This window comes from Helicobacter pylori (genome assembly GCF_030062585.1).
GTDB classification, from domain to species: Bacteria; Campylobacterota; Campylobacteria; order Campylobacterales; family Helicobacteraceae; genus Helicobacter; species Helicobacter pylori_CN.
Genome location: NZ_CP071935.1, coordinates 645,237 through 667,892 on the forward strand (window position 1 = coordinate 645,237; position 22,656 = coordinate 667,892).

The window sequence follows — 22,656 nt, forward strand, 5'->3', positions numbered from 1 at the left end:
CAAAAATCATGCGTTTAATGGAATTAAAAAACTCCCTTTAGCTTGTCAATCTTTAAGATTAGCCCCATGATAGAGCAAGTAATAACTAAGGGCTTTCAAAGATTCTAATTGCTGGTAAAACTTGGAAGCTTCTATTTTGTCGTTTTGTTTATCCTCTGGCTCTTTGTAATTTTTATTCAAATACCTTAACCCCAAACTCGGGTTATAAAAATAATCTTTGGTAGCGATCGCTTCATAACCTAGCGCGTAATTGGGGTGGCTTGGAGGGTTTGTTGTATTGTTAGAAAATAAAGGCTTTCCAAAACTCACAAATTGAAAACCTTTAGGGGCGACTAATTCAACAATCGTAGGGGCGATGTCTAAATGCGATCCGACTTGACTGATTGTTTCAGGCTTTAAAGTAGGGGCATATAAAATAAGCGGCACGGATTTAATGGTATATAAATCGTTTTTAGCGTATTCATAGCTCCTGTCAAAATGATCCCCTGTGATGATAAAAAGCGAGTTAGGGAATTTTTGGCTGGCTTTTTTGATGAAATTGACGATTACTTTGTCATACCAGTAAATATGCCCTAAAGAATTAGCGTCCGGTAGATTTTCTGATTTGGGGGTTTTTTCCACAAATTGTTGGATTTTTTCTAAAGGCACGCCAAAGGCTTTGAGATTCACGTTTTTGATCGCGTGGTTGCTTAAAGTCATGATCATGCTGAAAGTTTTTTCATGGGGGTTGGTGTTTTCTAAAATATAGTCAAATAAAATATTATCATGCACTCCCCAGTTGCTCTCTATGGGTTTGGGGTAGGGCTTGTTTTTGGCAAATTCTAAGAGATGGTTATTGAAATAAAGGGCATGAAAACCTTGTTTTTTGGTGAAACTCGTTAGTTTGTTCCAAATCCCGCTACCCCCATAATAAAAGTTGTTTCTATAACCTAGAGTTTTTGTGATATTGCCAATCGCCATAGGAAAACTAGGGAGGATCACCCCTGAATTGACTAAATTATTATCATTGATATAGGGTAAGCCTGTGATCTGAACATCCAGGCTTTTAACGGTCCGTGGGGCGCTTTCAATAAAAGCAGAAAGCATGTGGGCATGCTCTTTTTTAACCAAATCTTGTAAAGCGCTCGTTAGCCCTATGGAATCAAATTTTTTATCAAAATGCCATGAGCTTAAGGACTCTGAAACGATATAGAAAACATGTTGAATGGTTTGAAGAGAATTGTTGTGGCTTGTCTGAGTTAGCAACTCATAGAGGTTGTTTTGGGGGTTTTCTTTAAGATTGAAATAATTTTTCGCCACTTCTAAAGGCGTTTCTTTAGCAAAATCGCTGAATTTAAGGTTATGGCTTTGTCTGTAATTGCGTGCTAAAAGATAAAGGTTGCGAAACGCCCCGGGGGTAATTTTCATTAAAAAAGGATCTTTGGCTGGCTCTATGCTGAGATCTAAAGACGCGCCCACAAAGCTCAATTGCGCGTTAATGTAAAACATTTGTGTGAGGGAAAAAAGCGCAAATAAAATGAAAGTTTTAAGGGGTTTGGTGTGGGTGGCTTGATAAGCATTTTTGGGTTTAAAAAGGGCGTTTTGGAGTTTGAAATAGATAAAAGAGGTTAAAACGCTAAGGATTATAAAGAGTGAAAAACTAGAAAGAATAGGGTATTCCCCACTCATTTTTAAAATCGTGAGCGTGTCTTCATGCAAAAATTCCAATAAATTTTCATCAAACACATTCCCATAAATGCCATAATAAACAATGTTCGCAATATTTAAAAACAGGATAATAGCGATAGAAAAATACGCCGTAATATTAAGCATTTTGGTTTGGTGTTTAGGGATAAATAACCCTAATAACCCGATGATGATAAAAAGAATCGCTAAGCTTGAGACCACACGATTATCGTATCTGGCTCCATTGAATAGGGTTTTGATGATTTCATCAAAAATAGGGTTTTTTAAAGCATGCTTATAATAGCCAGTATAAAGGATAAAGCCGATACGATTGAACACAAACAACAAGCTCATAAAAAAGGTGAAATAAAAACCTTTTAAAAAGAGCGAAAAAAGGGCATGGGATAGGGATTTCATGAGCGTTAATACAACCTTTTTTTAACAAGATATAAAGTCTTAAAAAAGACAAAAAGAAGCAAGGGGAAATCCAATAAAGAATCTAAGATTTGAAAATTAGAACGCATCAAAAGCGAACTGGATAACGCTACTAAAGCGATCACGCCCAATAAAGGGCTGCTCAAAAACAAACTGCCACAAAAAAGTGCGCTAAAAATAAGAGAAGCCATGAAATGATGGTAGATTGAAAAAGGCAAAAACCCTAAAATATCTATCAAAAGCAACAGATTGAAAAACAGCATGACGCTATAAGATTGCAAGGTTTCTAAAGGGGGCTTTTGGAGGAGGCGGCAAGAAAAGAGCGCATAAGAAAGGATCAAAAGACAGCTAAAGGGGCTTAAGGGGGCTGTAAAACTGCTTAAAAAGGCGTTGAGCGATAGAGAGTCTTTAAAAGCGATATTGCTTAAAATCACGCTTATAAAAGAGAGCGAAAACCTCAAACCCAATGGCTTATTTTTGAAAAAAAAGAAAATTAAAAAAAGCCATACAAAACTCAGCGTGTAAGAAGAAGATATAAACATGATCAATTACTTGAGAAGGGAATTTAAATAAGCCATATTGAAACGGATGTGTTTGATATGAGAGCGGTTATAGGTATAAACAATATCTATAAAATGCGGATTAAGGCTATAGCTTGGGTAACTCACTTCATTCGCTTTGTCCAAAACTTTTAAGGTTTTAAACGAGTTGGAGTTTTCTAATTTAGAAAGCCAAAGTTCTTTACGACGCAGTGATAAATCGCTAGGGTTGTGGATCAAATACAATATTCCATTTAAATTGAGTAAATTCAAAGAATCATCTAAGTTTTTAAGATTTGTAGAAATGGGTTTTTGCCAAGCGGTGGGGGTCTTGCAGGTTTCTAGCATGAGGCTATCTTTAAGAGAATGGTTTCTAAACGCCATGACAGCGCAGTCTTTAAAGGGGGTTAGGCTTGGTTGGAGCTGGTGGTTTAGGGTATTAGGCCTTAAAAGCTCTCTTGGGTTATTTTGTTTGTCAAATTTCAACAACAAGGGGTATTGGGTGGCTAATTCGTGATAGAGTGGTAGCATAAACCCGCCATCAGTGGTGTTTAAAGGTTTATTTTTTATCAAATGGCTTAAGTTTAAAAAAGGGCTTAAAGAGAGTTTTCGCACAAACTTAAAATGAATCGGCTCTAAAGCGCTTTCAAGTTGATAGATTTTAGAAGTGGCCCACCCGCCCATGCTCACCCCTACGACAAACAACAAAATTTTATCGTCATGCAAAAAAAGCAAGGGGTTACCTAGTTTTTTGATGCATTCATGCGAATAATGAGAAAGCTCTTCTTTGGTTAAAATAATGAAAGCTTCGCTCCAGCGATTAATCTTGCCATCAAAAAGATTCGCGCTGATTTTCACATCCCTTGCCCCTTCTTTAGTGCCGCTAAAATAAGCACTCAAGAGGTTATCGTTAGGCAAGCTGATTAAAGAGCTCGCATGCACGCTTAAAGCGTCATTTGGTTTAGGGATAGTGAGTTGCATGAAATAGGGGGGGTTTTGAGTAACAAGGGTTTGATTGTGCGTGAAAGCATAGGGGGGGGTTTGGCGCTTCATTATAATTAAAAATAAAACGATAAAAAGCCCCACAAAAAAGGCGGCATGCTTTAGGCGATTTCTTGAAGGTTCCAAGATAGCGTTTCGCCCCCTCTTAAGATAGCGATTTTTTCATTCAAGCAAAGCGTGTGTGTAGGGACTATAAAGGGTTTTTTAGACAAACGCGCTTTTTTATTAGGCAAATTGTCTAGCCCATAGATTGTTTTAGCGTTATCGCTGATAAAGGCTTGCAAGTTTTCTAAAGCGTTGTGTTTTTCAAAAAGTTCGCATAACGCAGGCAACAAAATAGGGGCAGAAAAGATGCCCGCCGGGATGCTAGCGCTATGCTTTTTAGAGACAAAATGCGGAGCGCTATCAGAGCCAAAAGAGATTTTAGGGTGGGCTTTTAAAGCAAGGGATAAAAGCCTTTCTTGGTCTTTTTTGGTTTTGATTAAAGGCTTGCAAAAACAATGCGGGTTCAAACTCCCCCCTAATAAATCATCTAAAGTCATGCTGATATGGTGTAAGGTCAAAGTTGCATAGAGGTTGTCATGCTTTTCAATCAAAGCGATACTGCGCCAATCGCTCAAATGCTCTATAATGATTTTGAGTTTAGGGAATGAAAGGGCGAAAGTCTCTAAAACGTTATGGCATAAAAATTCTTTATCCAAACAAAACCCAGCTTGTTCTGCATGGATGCATAAAATAAAGCCTAATTTTTGGGCGTTTTCTAAAACCTCTAAAGTCTTTTCACCCAACAAATCCGAAGTGCCGTTTTGCGCGTTTGTGGTCATGCCTTTGGGGTAGAGTTTTAGAAATTTAATGCCTTTTTCGTGAGCGCGTTGCAATTCTTCTAAAGTCAAGTCATCATTGAAATACAAACTCATTAGAGGCTTGAAGTTTGAAGAATGGTTTAAAATTTCTTCTTCGTATTCAAGGGTGGTTGGAGTGTCAATCAAGGGCTTACTGAGGTTTGGCATGATCACTGCGGCGCTAAAAGGCTCGCTAGAATATTTTAACACCGCTTTTAAAAGCGCGTTTTCTCGCACATGCAAGTGGGCGTCTATGGGGTCAAAAAGCGTGATTTCCATTTTCTAATTGCCTCCTAAGTAATAGCGCACTCTAATGCGAATGAGGGTTTTGGTTTTGGGGCGTGGGTAATCCTTATAAGCGATCTGAATGGTCTTTAAGGTGTTGTCATCAAGCATTTTGTATTCAGAGCCAATGATGATTTTAAGATCGGTAATATCGCCATTAGGGTGCAAGTAAAACTCTACCGCATTCGTCCCGTCCTGCCCTAAATAAGCCGCTACTTGAGGGTATTCTAAATATTTTTGCGTGATGCGCCCAATATCTCTTAAATTATTCCTGATGAAATCTTTTTCGGCTGTGCCTAAATCCCCAAATTCTTCGCCATACAATTCATCAATATCCCTTCTAGTCTGGTTATCCAAGCCTTTATTGTTTTCCTGTCTGGGTGGTGCAACTTCTTTAGGTAAGAAAGAAAGCTGGTTAGGGTCAAATTCTTTTTTGACAGGTTTTTTCTCTTCTATTTTTTTCTGCTCTACTTTTTGTTCTACTACTTTTTTCTCTTCTTTTTTCTCCTCTACTATTTTTTTCTCTTCCACTTTTTCCACTTTTTTAAGAGCCTTATGTTTGTGGTTGGGCTTTTTGGGTTCTGGTTTTGGCTTTGGTTTAGGCTCAGGCTTTGGCTTTTCTATGGGTTTTGGCGGGGTTGGCGGAGTTGGGGGCGTGGGTGGGGTGGGGGGTGTTGGGGGTTTTTGGGGGCCAGCCAGCGTGGGTTTAGGAGCGCCTGGGGTGTTTTTATTGGGATCTTGCGAATGGCCTCTTTTTAAAACCAATAAATTTTCAGGATTTAATTTAACAAGCTTGGGTTTTGAAGGAAAAAAATCTTCTCTGTGTTCAAATAAAAAATAAATCAACCAGTGTAACAATACAGATAGAATGAGAGAAAAGAAAAAATTCCTGTTAGAATGATCCACAGGGTCAAAATTTTTCCCTAATTTAGCAGGTTGTAGTTTAGAATTTTCTGGCATATAAATTTCCTAATTTTGAATTCTTTATCTTATTTTCAGCTTCTTTAATCAGTTCTTCTTTAGATGTTTTTGGGCTTATTTTGTCTAAAAGCAGGCCGTATTTATCGCTTAGTAAGACCAAGTAACGCTCCTTATTAGTTTCTATGGAAATGATTTTATGGTTCGCACCAACACGACCCAAAACACTAATTTCTAACTTAAAATCTTTTGCAGAAAAAGACCCTTGTGTGGGAACAATTTTTTTTTTGATTATATACAATATTAAGAGTAAGGCAACAATAACCGCTAGCGCCTTGTAAGCATGGCTTAAATCTAGTGGGGGTTTTAACTCTAGGGTGTTTGAGAGGCTTTGGGGTTGCTCTTTCTCATCTTGGCTTGCGAGATTGGCATGCTGAGATTTTTCTTTCAGGCCAGGCGGTGGGGCTAAATGAAACCCTTTAGGCAAAAAAAGAAAGCGGAGTTGCTTTTTATCCTTGCTGTTTGAGGCTTGGATTTCTAATTCCACTTTAGCTTTTTTAGACAAGAGGTAGATGTCATTTTGATAGGAAAACATTTCTAAGGCATTCAAAGAGGCTTCTTTAAAATCCATCATTTTTTTAGAATCCAGTTTAGCGTTTTTTAAGACGATCACCTTTTGCCCTTCAACTTCCATGATTTTAGGCGTTTTGTTAAAAGGCGTTTCAAAAGTGAGCGTGGTTTGCACGGCCTTTATAGGTGGCGTTGCTGAAGCGTTTGAATCGGGTTGGACTTCTTTTAGCGCATTTTGCCAATGAACCAATTTAATGGGGGCGTCATCATTTAAAGGTATTTTTTCTTCAGCCAGTAACATCAAAGTAGCGCTCAGTAACAAGAACAACAATCTCATGAATTTTTAGCGAGATAATACACAATGGCGTTAGAATCAAGGATTTCATTCAAACGAATGGCTAAATTCCTTTCAAAAACCATCACCTCACCCTTACCAATCACCCGCCCGTTCACAAAAGTATCCACGCTTTCTCCGGCGGGTTTTTGCAAATCAATCACAGAGCCTTTTTCAAAACGCAAAATTTGCAACAAAGGGATTTGCGTAGAGCCAAGTTCTGCACTAAAAACAATCTCCATGTCTAAAAGGTTTTTATAATCGCAGATGAGTTCTTCTAAATAAGTGGAAAGCTCTAGTTCTCTTTCTTTATTCGCTTTCTCTTTTTCTTTTTCGGCTATTTTTAACTTATTAGCTTCTGTTTCTGGCATAAAACTCTACTCTTTCAAGAATGATTTGACTTTGATTATAAAATCTTAATTTTACTATAAATTTTATAACAAATAAAGCCACTACGCCTTAAAGCTAGCTTTAGAAACGCAAAATTCCTTTAAAAAACACGCGCCGCATAAGGGGTTTTTAGCCTTGCAGGTGTAACGGCCAAACAAGATTAAGGCATGGTGGAGTTTGGACAGGTTGTCTTTAAACAGATCGCTGAGTTCTTCTTCGGTTTTAATAGGCGTTTTAGCGTTGCTTAAGCCCAAGCGGTGCGTTGCGCGGAACACATGGGTATCTACCGCTAGATAATTTGCATCAAAGCACACTGAAAGCACCACATTAGCGGTTTTTTGCCCCACGCCATCTAGGCTCATCAATTCTTTTTGCGTAGAGGGGATAACGCCCTTAAAATCCCTAACCACTTTTTGCGCCATACTGATTAAATGCTTGCTTTTGTTGTTGGAATACGAAACGGATTTAATAATCTCTTTAACCTCTTCTAAAGAAGCGAGGGCTAAATCGTTCACGCTCGGGTATTTTTCAAACAGCTTGGGCGTTATTTGATTCACTCTAGCGTCCGTGCATTGAGCGCTTAAAATGGTCGCCACTAACAATTCATAGGGGTTTTTATGGCGCAATTCGGTGGTTTGGTTGGGGTAATGTTTTAAGAGCAGCTCTTTGATTTGTTGGGCTTTTTGGTAAGTTTTAGTGCATTTTAAACCCATTTTCACACGCTTTCTTTGATGACAAGGTATTGCGCTTCATGGGATCTTAAAGCCACTTGAATGCGGTTGATTTTAATTGAAAGCGTGGCTTTTTTCATGGAAGAATGCAAAAGGGTGCATTGAACCCCTTCATGGATACCAAAAGAGAGGAAGCGTTTTTTAAGGGCTTCATCGCAGTTAGCGATTTCTACGATTTCATAAACTTTGTCTTTAATGGCTTCATTGAGCGTCATTTTAATTTCCTTTTTGATTCAATGTTCTTTTTGACTTCATCCACGATGATGTCAATAGGCGTGAAAATACGGCGCAAGATTTTAAAAGGCGCTTGGATAATATCTGATGCTAAAGTTACTTGGGTTTTAGGTTTATCCAGCGTGCCTTTGACATTCACATTAGTGGTGATTTTACCTCCTTTTCCTAAAACAAGATAGCCCACAATAGGGATTTTATTTAAGACATTACTCAAAGCCTTGATAGTGGAAACTTCTAAATTCAAATCCAATTTGTTTTTGTCTAATTCAATGATCCCATTGCCAGCAATATCAAGCGTTTTGCCGACAAGATCAATTTTTTCTAACCCTAAATATTCTTTAGTGATCCCAAAAACAACGGAGCCGGTTTTGATTTGATAGCCATTAGCCCCTAAATGAGGGTTTCTAAAGACAATGAGGGAGGGAATGGTGTTGATGAGATTGACCATGTTTTGCATGAGAGCGAAATTCTTTAAGCTTGTGTTTTGGAATTTCAATTCGCCATTGAAAACCTGATCTTCAAGAGCCCCAATAAGCGTGAATAAGCCTCCTTCTACGAAATCTTTTTGGAGGATAGTGTTGATATAATCCCCGGTAAAATTATGGGCCTTAAGATACAAAGCCCCATGCACTAAATCCGCCATGATCATGGCGTTTTTATAATTGCCATCAATTTTCACTCTGTCATCTTGAGCGACAATATCAAGATTTTCTAAAGGAAAAGGCATTTTTTTATAGATTAACACGACATCTTTAGCATGGATGCGTGTAGAGATAGGGATAATTTTGTGGGCTTTTTCATAGCGTTGTTTAGCGCTAATGAAAATATCTTCATCTTGGATTTCTTTAGAGCTAGGCTTTTCTTTTCGTTCTTTGGAGAATAATCCCGCAATAGCTGGCATCTTACTATCTAAAAAATCATCAATACTCAAATCAATGTTATTAAGAGTAATATCCTTTTGATCCCCCTTAACTTTTATGGATATGCTTTTGCTTGGAGTATAGACAGAAATTTCATCTTTATTAATAGAGCCAAATAAAGAGAGGGAATCAAATTGCTTGCCGTTGCTATGATAGATGGGTAAAGTGATTTTCAAATCCTTAGCAAAAAAATCAATATTAATAAAATCGCTCGTAGAAACTTCTAAAGAGCCGTCTTCTAAGGCGAAATATTTCATAATAGGGGAATAGGGTTTGATTTTTTTCAAATCTTTGATTCTAAAAACATAGGCGTTATCTTTAAATTCGCCCTCTAATAAGAGTTGTGGCACGCTCCATTGCATGTGGTTGGGGTTAGAAAAATCAAAATTCAAAGAAAGGTTTTTAAGAGTGTCTTCTGTGGCGTAGAAAACATCTTTAGTGAATTTGTCTTCACTTTGGGCTTTAATGGTGTCTATGATTTTTCTTCTAAACACCTCTGAGTTTTCACCCTCTTGAATAATAGAATGCAAGCTTTTTAAATCTAAAGAAAATTTAGTAGGCTGTGGGTTATCTTGGTCGTTATTCAAGCCATAAGAACGCATGTTGATATTATTGTTAGTGTTGAATCGTATTTTATGGACTAAAGAATCCAAAGAAAGGATTTTTTTATTCAAATCTAAAGCGATTTTAGCGTCTAAATCCAGCATGTTTTCATAGCGGGTGTGGGTAGTTTCTATGTAGATGTATTGGTATTCTTGGGTAATATCTAAGCTTATATTAGCGTTTTGCGTATAAAGGGGGATATTATAGAGCGAGAGGGTGCCTTCTTGCAAATTAACATTGCCTTGAACGCTAAATAAGGGGGCGGTGTTTTTCAGGAATTGTAAGGTGAGTTTCAAATCCGCACTAGATGGCATGCTGATTTTATCCAAAGGTAAAACGACTTTATAAGCGCTCAATAAATCCTTAATGCTATCGCCATAATAATTAGGGGTCGTTTTTAAAAAAATCTCCAACTTGGGGGCTTCTAACAAATTGGAAAAAGTGGCGTAAGAGCCGGTTAATTCCATGGTTTCATAAGTGATTTTTTGGGGCTGTATGAGAAGCTGTTTGTTTTTGAAGATCAATTCGGTTTTATCCATTTTAATGGGCGATAAGCCATCATTAAAAACGACTGAAGGTTTAATCAAAGTGGCTTTAACTACAGAATTTTCCAAAAGCGATGGGACAAACTCGCTGGGAGTGAAATTGGCTTTGATTAAAGCGTTATCAATCTTAAAGCTAGCAAATTGGATCTTGTCAAAAATCCATGTTTTTAAATTTTTTTGCGATTGGCGTTGGAAAAGAGGCTTTAAAAACGCTAGGCTTTTCATTGGAGAAGTGTTAATTTTTAATTCTATGGTTTTTAAATCGGTTAGCCCTTGCAAATAAATTGCAGCGCTGGGTTCAATTAAAGGCTTGACAATCAAATTGAACGCCATTTTCCTAGCTTTGGGTGAATAGTGGGCGTTGCCATCCACTTGGACTTTAATGTCTTTAAAAAGCAGATTGATGATTTTAAGCTTGATGTTTTTATCATCTTCTAGGGAAAATTCCCCTTTGACTCCTGGAAATTCTAACTCGTATTTATTCCCATCAAAAAAGATATTGGCTTTATTTTTATCATCTAAAATGATTTCTTTGACTTTAAGCTTTTCAAAATAAGACACCGCCCAGATGCCATAACGGATATTTTTAATCAAATCAGAAACTTCTAAATGCTTTTTAGTGGGTTTTTGATGGAAGAAAGAAGAGAGATCAATGCGTTCAATTTCTAAAGAAAGCTTGTTGTTAAGTTTTAAGTATAATTCAGAAATGCCAAGCTTCCCAATTTTTAAATTTTGTATGTGAATGCCGTTTGAAAGGGTTTTGTGAATGACGACTAAAAGAGTGAATACTGCCACAAACAAGATAATGACATTAAATACTTTTTTGGATACATGTTTTCTTTTATTCATCAGTATTCTTTTTTATTTAAGTATACCAATTTATCCTAACAAAGTGGTGGTTGTCCCGCAAGGTTCGCTCAAAAAAGTGTTTTTTTCTTTAAAAGATCAGGGCGTGGATATGAACGCTTTGGATTTGCTTTTTTTACGCCTGATGGGCATGCCTAAAAAAGGTTATATTGACATGGGCGATGGGGCTTTAAGAAAGGGGGATTTTTTAGTCCGTTTGATTAAAGCAAAAGTGGCGCAAAAAAGCGCGACTTTAATCCCTGGAGAAACCCGCTATTTTTTCACGCAAATTTTGAGCGAGACTTACCAACTAGAAACAAGCGATCTCAATGAAGCTTATGAAAGCATTGCGCCACGATTAAACGGCTCTGTGATAGAAGATGGGGTGATATGGCCAGACACTTATCATTTGCCTTTAGGGGAGGACGCTTTTAAAATCATGCAAACTTTAATCAGTCAATCTCTCAAAAAACACGAAGCCTTAAGCAAACAATGGCTTGGATACTACCATAAAGAAGAGTGGTTTGAAAAAATCATTCTCGCTTCCATTGTGCAAAAAGAAGCCGCCAATGTTGAAGAAATGCCCTTGATTGCGAGCGTGATTTTTAACCGCTTGAAAAAAGGCATGCCTTTACAAATGGATGGGGCTTTGAATTATCAGGAATTTTCACACGCTAAAGTAACAAAAGAGCGCATTAAAACCGATAACACCCCCTACAATACCTATAAATTTAAGGGCTTGCCTAAAAATCCTGTAGGGAGCGTGAGCCTAGAAGCGATTAGAGCCGTGGTTTTTCCTAAAAAAACGGATTTCTTGTATTTTGTGAAAATGCCGGATAAAAAACATGCTTTCAGCGCGACTTATAAAGAGCATCTAAAAAACATTAATCTTTCTAATAATCATTTTTAAAATTAAGGTTAATGGGGCGTTTTTTCTTTTAAATTGAGTAAAAAGTGTTTAGTATTTTCTCATTTCAATTTTAAGTTCCTACTATTAAAGCATTTTAGATTTTATTAAAAAAGGCTTGCTACAATTTTAGGCAAATTTTGATTGCTAGGGCTTTAAATACAGCTTTTAGCACAAAGGAGAATGAATGGCTAAAATGAGCGCTCCAGATGGGGTTGCCGTTTGGGTGAATGAAGACAGGTGTAAGGGTTGTGATATTTGCGTATCGGTATGCCCTGCTGGGGTTCTTGGCATGGGGATTGAAAAAGAAAGGGTGCTTGGAAAAGTGGCCAAAGTAGCCTACCCAGAGAGCTGTATCGGTTGCGTGCAATGCGAGTTGCACTGCCCGGATTTTGCGATTTATGTGGCTGACAGGAAGGATTTCAAATTCGCTAAAGTTTCTAAAGAAGCCCAAGAAAGAAGCGAAAAGGTTAAGGCCAATAAATACATGCTCTTAGAAGAGACTATTTTAGAAGGGAGAGGCAAGTAATGCGTGAGATTATTTCTGATGGGAATGAATTAGTCGCTAAAGCGGCGATTGAAGTGGGGTGTCGGTTTTTTGGGGGCTATCCTATCACGCCAAGCTCGGATATTATGCATGCGATGAGCGTGGCTTTACCCAAATGCGGCGGTCATTTTATCCAAATGGAAGATGAAATCAGCGGGATTAGCGTGTCTTTAGGAGCGAGCATGAGCGGGACGAAGTCTATGACAGCAAGCTCTGGGCCTGGCATTTCATTGAAAGTGGAGCAAATCGGTTATTCTTTCATGGCAGAAATCCCTTTAGTGATCGCTGATGTGATGCGTTCAGGCCCATCAACCGGAATGCCCACTCGTGTGGCTCAAGGCGATGTGAATTTCTTAAAACACCCCATACATGGGGATTTTAAAGCCGTTGCGCTCGCTCCTGCTAGTTTGGAAGAAGCTTACACAGAGACCGTTCGTGCGTTCAATTTGGCTGAAATGCTCATGACTCCTGTATTCTTGCTCATGGATGAAACCGTGGGGCATATGTATGGCAAGGTGCAAATCCCGGATTTAGAAGAAGTGCAAAGGATGACCATTAATCGTAAGGAATTTCTGGGCGATAAAAAAGACTACAAGCCTTATGGAGTTGCACAAGATGAGCCGGCTGTTCTAAACCCTTTCTTTAAAGGCTATCGCTACCATGTTTCAGGCTTGCACCATGGGCCTATTGGCTTTCCTACTGAAGACGCTAAAATCGGGGGGGATTTGATTGACAGATTATTCCATAAGATTGAATTCAAGCAAGACATTATTGATGAAAATGAGGAAATGGATTTAGAGGGCGCTGAAATCATTATTATCGCTTATGGCTCGGTTTCTCTAGCGGTTAAAGAAGCCTTGAAAGATTACAACAAAGAAAGCAAGCAAAAAGTCGGCTTTTTCAGGCCTAAAACCTTATGGCCAAGCCCGGCTAAACGCTTGAAAGAAATAGGGGACAAATACGAAAAAATCCTTGTGATTGAATTGAATAAAGGGCAGTATTTAGAAGAAATTGAAAGGGCTATGCAAAGAAAGGTGCATTTCTTTGGGCAAGCCAATGGGCGCACGATTTCGCCCAAACAAATCATCGCAAAGTTGAAGGAGCTTTAAAATGGCGTTTAATTATGATGAATATTTGCGTGTGGATAAAATACCCACTTTGTGGTGTTGGGGCTGTGGCGATGGCGTGATTTTAAAATCCATTATCCGCACGATTGACGCTTTAGGCTGGAAAATGGATGATGTGTGTTTGGTGAGTGGGATTGGTTGTAGCGGGCGCATGAGTTCGTATGTGAATTGCAACACCGTTCATACCACGCATGGTAGGGCTGTAGCGTATGCGACAGGGATTAAATTGGCTAACCCTAGTAAGCATGTGATCGTGGTTTCTGGCGATGGCGATGGCTTTGCTATTGGAGGCAATCACACCATGCATGCATGCAGAAGAAACATTGATTTGAATTTTATTTTAGTGAATAATTTCATTTATGGTTTGACTAACTCCCAAACTTCGCCCACCACGCCTAATGGCATGTGGACGGTTACGGCTCAATGGGGGAATATTGATAACCAATTTGACCCATGCGCTTTAACCACCGCTGCAGGGGCGAGTTTTGTCGCTAGAGAGAGCGTTTTAGACCCTCAAAAATTAGAAAAAGTGCTTAAAGAAGGTTTCTCGCACAAGGGTTTTAGCTTTTTTGATGTCCATAGCAATTGCCATATCAATTTAGGGCGTAAGAATAAAATGGGCGAAGCGTCTCAAATGCTAAAATGGATGGAAAGCCGATTGGTGAGCAAACGCCAATTTGAAGCCATGAGCCCTGAAGAAAGGGTGGATAAATTCCCTACAGGCGTTTTAAAGCATGACACGGACAGGAAAGAATATTGCGAAGCGTATCAAGAAATCATTGAAAAAGCACAAGGAAAACAATAATGGAAGCGCAATTACGATTTACGGGCGTTGGAGGGCAAGGCGTGCTGTTAGCGGGGGAAATTTTAGCTGAAGCTAAGATTGTGAGTGGGGGCTATGGCACTAAGACTTCCACCTACACTTCGCAAGTGCGTGGAGGACCCACTAAGGTGGATATTTTGCTAGATAAAGATGAAATCATTTTCCCTTATGCTAAAGAGGGCGAGATTGATTTCATGCTTTCAGTCGCTCAAATCAGCTACAACCAGTTTAAAAGCGATATTAAAAAAGGCGGTATCGTTGTCATTGATCCCAATTTGGTAACCCCCACTAAAGAAGATGAAGAAAAGTATCAAATTTATAAAATCCCCATTATCAGCATCGCTAAAGATGAAGTGGGTAACATTATCACGCAATCTGTGGTGGCGTTAGCCATTACCGTGGAGCTGACTAAATGCGTAGAAGAAAATATCGTGCTAGACACCATGCTTAAAAAAGTCCCTGCAAAAGTCGCTGAAACGAACAAAAAAGCCTTTGAAATTGGCAAAAAACATGCTTTAGAAGCTTTGAAAGTTAGGGCTTAATGGCTCTAAACTCTTGTTTTGAATTGATTTTCTTAATAAATTTTTGAGAACTTGATTGTAATGGGTTCAAGATAACTCAAGCTCTAAAAAGGGGCTTTGCTTTTTTACCCATTTTAGATTAAGACGCTCGCAAACACCAAAGGCAAAAACACCAATGATTTTTGAAAAGCAAGACTACCAGCAAGAGTGTATTAATAACATTATCACGCTTTTAGATGGCTTTGATTTTAAGCGCCACGATGCCTTAAATCTAAAAGATTGTTTAAGTCAATTCCACGCCACATGCGAAATTCCTGTCAGAAATTTAAGCGGCAAGCTTAATGTTGATATTTTAATGGAGACAGGCACGGGCAAAACTTTCACTTATTTGAATTTGATCTTTGCACTCCATAAGGCTTACAAGCAAAATAAATTCATCATCTTTGTCCCACGCAAAGCCATTTTAGAATCAGTTAAGCAAAATATCCGCCTTACGAAAGATTATTTTTATTTAGAATTCAAACGCCACCTGAAAACCTACACTTATGAAGGGGTTAAATCGCAAAGCAACATTATCAACCATTACATTAAAAACCAAGATGAACTGAGTGTCTTGCTCCTCACTAACAGCGCGATTGACAAGGAGGGAAACATACTCAATAAAAACAGCGAAAACCTTTTTAACACTAAAAGCATTTTTGAAAATATCGCTGATTTAAAGCCTATTTCCATCATAGACGAGCCGCATTTGCTTAAGGGTGAGGCGTTTGGTAAGTATTTTGGTAAAATAGGTGCGCTTTATTTTCGCTTTGGGGCGACTTTTGCCAAAGAAAAAGAGCATGCTTTAAGCAATGTCGCCTTTTGTTTGGATTCAATCAGCGCGTTTAGAAATTACCTTGTCAAACAAATCCGTGTCCATTCTGTCATGCAAGATGCGCAAAGCCCGTTTTTGCTCAATGCGGATTCAAAAAGCGCAAAAATTGCCTTTTACAAAGCGGGCATTCTTAAACAAATCACGCTTTCAAAAGGAGAGGATTTAGGCAAAATTAACGCTTCTTTTAACGGCGTTAGCTTGGTCAAAACCACCAAAGATAAGGCTTATTTGAGTAATGGCGCTACGCTTGAAAAGGCTTCTTATAAACTCACGCAAGATGAAATCAGCACTCTTTTAGAAAAAGCCATTGACTTGCATTTTGAAAAAGAGGCGTTTTTATTTGATCAAAATATTAAAGCGTTAAGTCTGTTTTTTATCCCAAAAATTGAGGATTTTAGGCAAATTGATAACAAAGGCACGCCCTTTATTAAAACCGAATTTGAAAGGCTTTACAAACTCAAACGCGCTTCAATTCTAACAAAGGAAAATTTATCGCCAAGCTATAGAGAATATTTAGCGAGAGATTTTGATGATAGCGGTAATTTACGCGTCCATCAAGGCTATTTTAGCGGCGATAGCATAGCGCTCAATAAGGGCAAAAAAGAAAGCAGCAAAGAAAATATTGAAGCCAACGACATTAAAATGATTTTAAGCGAAAAAGAAAAACTGCTTTCATTTCAAACGCCTTTGCGTTTTATTTTTAGCGTGTGGGCTTTGCAAGAGGGTTGGGATAATCCAAACATTTTTACCCTTATTAAATTGGCAAGCTCCACCAGCGAAACAAGCCGCCATCAGCAAGTGGGGCGCGGGTTAAGGATCGCACTTAATCAAGAGGGCAAGCGCGTTACGCATGGATTTTTAAAAGGCAATGACAACGCCTTTTATAAAATAAACTACCTTGATATGCTAGTGAGTGGCGAAGAAGTGGGCTTTATAGAGGATTTGCAAAAAGAGATTGAAGCGAGCAGTTTTATTGGTGGTGGCAGCATGCTAGACAGAGAGAAGTTAGCCAGGTTAGGGCTTAATGAAAGAAAGATCAATAAATTTTGCGATGCATTAGAAACATTAAACGCCGTAGAATTTGACGAAACAAACAACGCTTACAAAATCATTGCCCCTATTTGCGAGATAATGCAAAACAACGAAGAAAGGATAAAAAGCTTTTTAAGCGATGAAGAATATCACGCCGTTTTAAGCGCCTTTAAAATGGCTGAAAATCCAACCAACAAGTGCGATCAAGTTATAAACGCCAATCAGTCTCCAGAAAAAGTCAAAATCCGCCAAAATTTAGCTAAGGAATTTAAAGAGTTATGGCAAACCATCAACGCGCAAAGCCAGTTAAGCTATCAAAATATCCAAAAAAACAAGCTGATAGAATCTATCGCCAAAGCGTTTAATGAAAGCCAAGTGGTGCATGAGATAATCACTTTTGAAAGCAAAAGGTATGATGCAAAAACAAATCAAATCATCACAGAGCAATCAAACACCCTAAAAATCAAAAACTACGCTAACGCCTTACAAAAAGAAATCAACGCGCTTCTGCTTGACTTTGCCAAAGATGAGCGCTTACCCTTAAAATTCACGCTTGAACTCTACAACGCTTTAAACAAAGAGCATTTTACAAACTCACCCAAAAAAGCCTTTAAATTGCTTAAAGGCATCATTAAAGATAAGTTGCATGAAAATTTGCTTTCTTGCGTGAGTTATGGATTTTGCCAAAACGCCTTTTCTAACACGGCTTTTGATAAAACCGATCCGCTTTATTTTGAAGATGGCTCGCCAAAAAATGAGATTGAAAAACACAAATTAGGCAAATACAAAAGCGCGCAAACTCCAAACCAAAACTATCTTTATGAGACGATCATTTATGATTCTAAAATTGAAGAAGAAGTGAGTGAAGAGCGGGTGCAAACACTGGAAGGTAAAAGAATAGAAGTTTTTGCCAAGCTCCCTAAATTTAAAATCCCAACGCCTTATAAAAACTATGAGCCTGATTTTGCTTATTTGCTTAAAGATGAAAAGGGTGCAAAAATCTTTTTTGTTTGCGAAACCAAAGGCTATGACAAAGAAAGCGATATCCCACCAGATGAAAAGCGTAAAATGGACTACGCTAAGATCTTTTTTGAAACGCTATCTCAAAATTTAAAGAACGCAAAAAAAGAAATACGAGTCGTTTTTGCCACACGCATTAACAAACAAGATTTATTGAGCGCGCTTAAAAGTGCATTAAAGGAAACGCCATGACAGACAAAAATCAAGCCAAAAAAATGGGTATCAACATTATCCAAAGCCAGCAAGAAAATAACCCCCTTTTTGACATGCTTTTAAAGAACTTCCCGCAAACGATAAAAGACGGACAAGTGAGCTTAAGCGCTATCAAAATGCTTTTAGGCTTTAATGAAAGCATGAACGATATCAGCGGCTATGAGCTCACTTGGACGGGAAAAGGGCTTGCCAACGCTCTTTATTCTGAACCTTGCCAAAAACAACTCAAATTACAAGAAAGTTTTACGCCCCAAACTTCAGCCAACAAACACTCCAACAACGCTATTATCATAGGCGACAATCTTGATGTGCTCAAACTTTTAAAATCCGCTTACAGCGAAAAAATCAAAATGATTTACATTGATCCGCCCTACAACACTGGAAACGATGATTTTATTTATCCGGATAATTTCAGGCAAGATTATCAAAAGATTTTAAGGGAAGTGGGTTTAATGGAAATAGATGAAAACGGAAAGGAAACAGAAAGCGAGAGCTTGAAATTTTTTAAAAACACTCAAGGGAGCGGAACGCATAGCGGTTGGCTCTCTTTCATGCTACCTCGCCTAAAACTCGCACGCGATTTGCTTAAAGAAGATGGCGTGATTTTTATTAGCATTGACGATAACGAATGCGCGAATTTAAAAATCTTGTGCGATGAAATTTTTGGGGAGGATAATTTTGTGGCTGAAATTGTTAGGAATACTAATAGTTCTAAAAATCAAAGTTTGTTTGTTTCTGTTTCGCATGAGTATTGTTTAATTTATGCAAAAGATATTTCATTTTTAAGTAAAAAACATGAGAATGATAAATGGCAAGTTCCAAAAAATAATGTTAAAGAATATTATTCAAGGGTTAAGACTTTACAAAATAAAGATTTAAGTAATGATGAAATTACAGAAGAATTAAAAGAACTAACAAAATATCCAAGATTTATGGATTTTACAAATTATTGGTATTTTGATGAAAAAGGACTTTATCGTAAGGATAATTTGGGAGGTGTAAAGAATGGTAATAAGTTTAAGATTATAAACCCCTTGACTAATCAAGAAGATCCTATTCCGCCCGGTGGCTTTAGATATTCCAAAGAAAAATTACAAGAGTTAATCAAAGACAATCGCATTCATTTCCATACAGATGGGAGTTTGCCTACTCTTAAAAGATATTTAGATGAAAATCATACACAGCGTCCTAAATCTATAATGAGTGATGATCAACGCCCTGACTATGCTCTATTACAAGAATTGTTTAATGGGATTATGGTTTTTGATAATCCTAAGCAAATGGCATTTATGCAGAGAATTATTGGGATTGCTACCGAAAAAGGCGACATCATCTTAGATTTTTTCGCCGGGAGCGGGACGACCGCGCATGCGGTGATGGAATTAAACGCAGAAGATAAAGGCAATAGGGAATTTATTTTAGTTCAAATTGACGAAGAGATAAAAGAAGATAAAAGTGCTTATGATTTTTGTAAGAATGTTTTAAAAAGCACAAAGCCTGTCATTAGCGATATTACCATAGAAAGGGTTAAAAGAGCCGCTCAAAAAATCATCGAATCTTCAAAAGATAGCGGTTTGGATTTAGGCTTTAAAGTTTATACCTTACAAGACAAAGCGCAAATTACAAACGACAAAGAAGAAATAACGCTTTTCAACCATTCTCATTTAACGCCCTTTGACAAAGCCCTAAATTTAGCCTTACAATGCGGCAAAACGCTCGATCAAGCGCTAGAGATTATCATCAAAGACAAACTCTACAAATGCGAAGACGCTTACTTTTGTATCGTGTGCGATAAAGAAGCGCAAGAATATTTAGCCAAAAGCAAAAACGAAATGATATTTTTAGACGGCTATGAAGAGATTGATTTAGAAGCCTTTCTCAATCTCAACGCTAGCTTTAAAGAGCGTTTAAGCGTGGTGTATTGATTGGAAATAAAAGGGGTTAAAACCGCTTGAGTGGTCTCGCTTCTAATCTTTTATTTATCCAATAGTTTGTTTTTGAGTATAATCCTACGAAAATTTTAAGGAACGGCATGGAGTTTTTAGGACTGATTTTAAGTCTGGCCGCTATTTTGATAGCGTTTAAAAAGCCTGAAAAAGAAAATTGGGCGTTTGGGATTTTGATTGTGGTGTGGTTAGTGGAGCTTATTATTTTTATAGCCCACAGCTCTAGCGTTTTGCCTAACATGAATCTATAAGGGGGATACATGGATAAAGAAGCTAAATTTTACAATCTTTTTTCTTTGGCAATTTTAGGGATTTTGATCTTTCCTGTGGGTTTGGCGAATTTTTATTTTGGCTATGTTTTGAAGGATTCGCCTTGTATTTTTTGCTGGGCGCAACGCATCAACATGATTTTAATAGGGGCGGTGGCGCTTTTGGTGGTGCGTTTTGGGTTTAAGCCTAAATACATTGCCTTGCTGTTGCTCATGGCTAGTAGCGGGCTATATGAGAGCTTTTATCATACGGGTAGTCATGCTTTAGAAGATGTGGGGCAGGGCTTTGCACTCGCTATTTTGGGCTTGCACACGCAGTTTTGGGCGCTTTTTGTCTTTTTTAGCGTGGTGGCGCTTTTAGCGGTCTTGCTCTTTTTTGCCCCTAATACCCAACTTTTTAAAGATGATTCGTTAAACGCACTCCAAAAAAGCGCTTTTTATGTTTTCCTTATAGTGGTGGGTTCTAACGCCGTGCAAGCGTTTATTTCTACCGGGCCTTTCCCTTACATAGGGCAAAGCGATCCGGTGCGTTTTTCTTGGAATTTGAAAGAATCGGTCTGGTCTATGGAGAATTGGGATCATTTGAAATTCCCAAGAAGCGTTTTAGGCAGAAGAGATGTGGGCGAGCCTTTGAAATTGAGCACTTTGCCTAAAGATAATGATTACGAGCATTCGCCTTTAGAAATTACAAAAACTCTAAAGATTGAAAAAAAAGAAGAACTTCCCTTAAAACTGAATGGAGCGATCACGGATTTGAATTTCAATGAAGACAAGGCGATTCTTACTACAGAAAACCAAGGGCTTTATCTTGTAAGTAACGATTTGAAAACCACTCATAGCCATATGGTGTTGGATAGCTATTACAGCGCGACGGTGGGGTCGTTCGTGGGGGCGGATTTTAACGAAGATGAAAACATTGTGATCATGGGCAATAATAAAACGAGCGTAGAAATCACTCCTAACAAAAACGCTAACGCGCTTAAAAATTTCCCTTATTTTTTAGAAGGGGCCAACTCTTTTGATGAAGTGGAACGCAGCCGCTTGAAAACTTCTAGGGCGAAAAACTATTATGTTAGCGCTGCAAGAAGAGGGGTTAAATTCACTTATTTGATCACTGCTCCTAACAAGCGTTATAAGGATTTGATTATTATTTCCATGCTTAATAGCGACAAACAAGCGCATGGGGAGTTTTTACTTGAACTAGGCAATGCCAAACTTAAAGAAAAAAGGAAATTGGGCGAGTTAGTCATCAGCGCGTTAGCTTTAAAGGATAACAAGCTTTATGCGTTCAGTAAGGAATTTAACACGCTTTTAGTCATAGACCCTACAAAAGAAGAGATCCTTGAAGTTTATGGTTTGCCTAAAGAGATTAAAAATATCAGCGCTGGGGGATTTAGGGATAATGAGCTTATCCTTGTGAGCTATGAGAATGATAAAAATATTCTCTATACCCTTAATTTTTAAACTCTTTTAAAGCTACTTTTTTCTAATATATTAACGCATTAGAAGATGGTCGCTATTTTAGAATAGAGGAAAGTCCGGGCTACATTAGACAAAATTCCATCTAACGGATGGCTAGCGCAAGCTAAGGGAAAGTGCCACAGAAAGCAAACCGCCTTTTTAAGGTAAGGGTGAAAGGGTGGGGTAAGAGCCCACCAGAGCTAAAGCAATTTAGCTTGTTTGGGCAAACCCAATTTGTAGCAAGAAGCGCATGGTAAGTCTAAATTGATACACGCTTCGCTTGAGGAATATTGCAAAATATTTCCCAGATAAATGGCCATCCATTGACAGAACCCGGCTTATTCTAATGCTCAACTGCGTGTTGATTTTTTAATAAAGTTTCAATCATTTTATTTTTTTTATTTTTTTACCTAATTGTTGTTTAAAATCTTAAAGATTTGTGTTACACTCTGTAAAATCAAAATCAAAGGAGATAGCGTGTTAGAAAAATCTTTTTTAAAAAGCAAGCAATTATTTTTATGCGGATTGGGTGTTTTGATGTTGCAGGCTTGCACTTGCCCAAACACTTCACAAAGGAATTCTTTCTTGCAAGATGTGCCTTATTGGATGTTGCAAAATCGCAGTGAGTATATCACGCAAGGGGTGGATAGCTCGCACATTGTGGATGGTAAGAAAACTGAAGAGATAGAAAAAATCGCTACCAAAAGAGCGACAATAAGAGTGGCACAAAATATTGTGCATAAACTCAAAGAGGCTTACCTTTCTAAATCCAACCGCATCAAGCAAAAGATCACTAATGAAATGTTTATCCAAATGACACAGCCCATTTATGATAGCTTGATGAATGTGGATCGTTTAGGGATTTATATCAATCCTAACAATGAGGAAGTGTTTGCGTTAGTGCGTGCGCGTGGTTTTGATAAGGACGCTTTGAGTGAAGGGTTGCATAAAATGGCCTTAGACAATCAAGCGGTGAGTATCCTTGTTACTAAAGTGGAAGAAATCTTTAAAGATTCTGTCAATTACGGAGATGTTAAAGTCCCTATAGCCATGTAGG

General features: G+C 38.1%; 20 protein-coding genes and 1 other RNA gene. 11 read left to right on the forward strand and 10 right to left on the reverse strand.

The window, feature by feature from the left end:
* Positions 1 to 45: 45 nt before the first annotated feature.
* From J5F42_RS03105 to J5F42_RS03150, 10 genes are all read right to left on the reverse strand, one after another.
* Positions 46 to 2,082: an LTA synthase family protein gene (locus J5F42_RS03105; RefSeq protein WP_097699197.1), complete on the reverse strand. Its 2,037-nt coding sequence runs from the start codon at positions 2,080 to 2,082 to the stop codon at positions 46 to 48.
* A 5-nt stretch (positions 2,083 to 2,087) separates the two neighbouring features.
* Positions 2,088 to 2,642, reverse strand: a complete 555-nt coding sequence (locus J5F42_RS03110; protein ID WP_097699196.1) for a 3-deoxy-d-manno-octulosonic acid hydrolase subunit 1 — start codon at positions 2,640 to 2,642, stop codon at positions 2,088 to 2,090.
* 6 nt (positions 2,643 to 2,648) lie between these two features.
* Entirely contained in the window at positions 2,649 to 3,767 is a 1,119-nt protein-coding gene (locus tag J5F42_RS03115) for a 3-deoxy-d-manno-octulosonic acid hydrolase subunit 2 (protein WP_283491536.1), read from the reverse strand.
* Complete coding sequence (gene pyrC, locus J5F42_RS03120; protein ID WP_097699126.1) at positions 3,743 to 4,762, reverse strand: dihydroorotase; 1,020 nt, start codon at positions 4,760 to 4,762, stop codon at positions 3,743 to 3,745. Before pyrC ends, J5F42_RS03115 begins: the two co-directional genes overlap by 25 nt.
* Before the next feature lie 3 nt (positions 4,763 to 4,765).
* Positions 4,766 to 5,728, reverse strand: a complete 963-nt coding sequence (locus J5F42_RS03125) for an energy transducer TonB (protein WP_001114774.1) — start codon at positions 5,726 to 5,728, stop codon at positions 4,766 to 4,768.
* Positions 5,712 to 6,593 (reverse strand): hypothetical protein, encoded by an 882-nt coding sequence (locus J5F42_RS03130; RefSeq protein ID WP_283491537.1) that lies wholly within the window; start codon positions 6,591 to 6,593, stop codon positions 5,712 to 5,714. The genes J5F42_RS03125 and J5F42_RS03130 overlap by 17 nt, the downstream gene beginning before the upstream one ends.
* On the reverse strand, positions 6,590 to 6,961 hold the full coding sequence (fliN, locus tag J5F42_RS03135) for a flagellar motor switch protein FliN (RefSeq protein WP_001115284.1): 372 nt from the start codon (positions 6,959 to 6,961) through the stop codon (positions 6,590 to 6,592). Before fliN ends, J5F42_RS03130 begins: the two co-directional genes overlap by 4 nt.
* 81 nt (positions 6,962 to 7,042) lie before the next feature.
* Entirely contained in the window at positions 7,043 to 7,693 is a 651-nt protein-coding gene (gene nth / locus J5F42_RS03140; protein WP_185081648.1) for an endonuclease III, read from the reverse strand.
* A 2-nt stretch (positions 7,694 to 7,695) separates the two neighbouring features.
* Positions 7,696 to 7,926, reverse strand: coding sequence for a FeoA family protein (locus J5F42_RS03145; RefSeq protein ID WP_001922328.1), 231 nt, complete (start codon positions 7,924 to 7,926; stop codon positions 7,696 to 7,698).
* Positions 7,923 to 10,862, reverse strand: coding sequence for a DUF3971 domain-containing protein (locus J5F42_RS03150; RefSeq protein ID WP_283491538.1), 2,940 nt, complete (start codon positions 10,860 to 10,862; stop codon positions 7,923 to 7,925). Before J5F42_RS03150 ends, J5F42_RS03145 begins: the two co-directional genes overlap by 4 nt.
* On the opposite strand from J5F42_RS03150, the gene mltG reads away from it, so the two are divergent.
* From mltG to J5F42_RS03205, 11 genes are all read left to right on the forward strand, one after another.
* Complete coding sequence (gene mltG, locus J5F42_RS03155) at positions 10,780 to 11,769, forward strand: endolytic transglycosylase MltG (protein ID WP_097699310.1); 990 nt, start codon at positions 10,780 to 10,782, stop codon at positions 11,767 to 11,769. The two genes, J5F42_RS03150 and mltG, sit on opposite strands and share 83 nt — an antisense overlap.
* 184 nt (positions 11,770 to 11,953) lie before the next feature.
* On the forward strand, positions 11,954 to 12,295 hold the full coding sequence (locus J5F42_RS03160; protein ID WP_001096895.1) for a 4Fe-4S dicluster domain-containing protein: 342 nt from the start codon (positions 11,954 to 11,956) through the stop codon (positions 12,293 to 12,295).
* On the forward strand, positions 12,295 to 13,422 hold the full coding sequence (locus tag J5F42_RS03165; protein WP_097699311.1) for a 2-oxoglutarate synthase subunit alpha: 1,128 nt from the start codon (positions 12,295 to 12,297) through the stop codon (positions 13,420 to 13,422). Before J5F42_RS03160 ends, J5F42_RS03165 begins: the two co-directional genes overlap by 1 nt.
* Position 13,423: 1 nt before the next feature.
* The gene (locus J5F42_RS03170) at positions 13,424 to 14,245 is read left to right on the forward strand and encodes a 2-oxoglutarate ferredoxin oxidoreductase subunit beta (RefSeq protein WP_000885304.1); all 822 of its coding nucleotides are present in this window, start codon (positions 13,424 to 13,426) and stop codon (positions 14,243 to 14,245) included.
* Positions 14,245 to 14,805, forward strand: coding sequence for a 2-oxoglutarate:acceptor oxidoreductase subunit OorC (locus J5F42_RS03175; protein ID WP_033589414.1), 561 nt, complete (start codon positions 14,245 to 14,247; stop codon positions 14,803 to 14,805). Before J5F42_RS03170 ends, J5F42_RS03175 begins: the two co-directional genes overlap by 1 nt.
* Before the next feature lie 154 nt (positions 14,806 to 14,959).
* A complete protein-coding gene (locus J5F42_RS03180; protein ID WP_283491539.1) occupies positions 14,960 to 17,902 on the forward strand; it encodes a restriction endonuclease in 2,943 nt (980 codons plus the stop codon).
* Positions 17,899 to 19,848, forward strand: coding sequence for a site-specific DNA-methyltransferase (locus J5F42_RS03185; RefSeq protein WP_283491540.1), 1,950 nt, complete (start codon positions 17,899 to 17,901; stop codon positions 19,846 to 19,848). The genes J5F42_RS03180 and J5F42_RS03185 overlap by 4 nt, the downstream gene beginning before the upstream one ends.
* Before the next feature lie 107 nt (positions 19,849 to 19,955).
* Positions 19,956 to 20,120 (forward strand): hypothetical protein, encoded by a 165-nt coding sequence (locus J5F42_RS03190; RefSeq protein ID WP_000394803.1) that lies wholly within the window; start codon positions 19,956 to 19,958, stop codon positions 20,118 to 20,120.
* A 9-nt stretch (positions 20,121 to 20,129) separates the two neighbouring features.
* Positions 20,130 to 21,602, forward strand: a complete 1,473-nt coding sequence (locus J5F42_RS03195; protein WP_283491541.1) for a disulfide bond formation protein B — start codon at positions 20,130 to 20,132, stop codon at positions 21,600 to 21,602.
* Positions 21,603 to 21,637: 35 nt separating this feature from the next.
* An RNA gene (gene rnpB, locus J5F42_RS03200) (RNase P RNA component class A) lies at positions 21,638 to 21,953 on the forward strand.
* A gap of 123 nt (positions 21,954 to 22,076) precedes the next feature.
* Complete coding sequence (locus J5F42_RS03205; protein WP_000890826.1) at positions 22,077 to 22,655, forward strand: tumor necrosis factor alpha-inducing protein; 579 nt, start codon at positions 22,077 to 22,079, stop codon at positions 22,653 to 22,655.
* Position 22,656 lies beyond the last annotated feature (1 nt).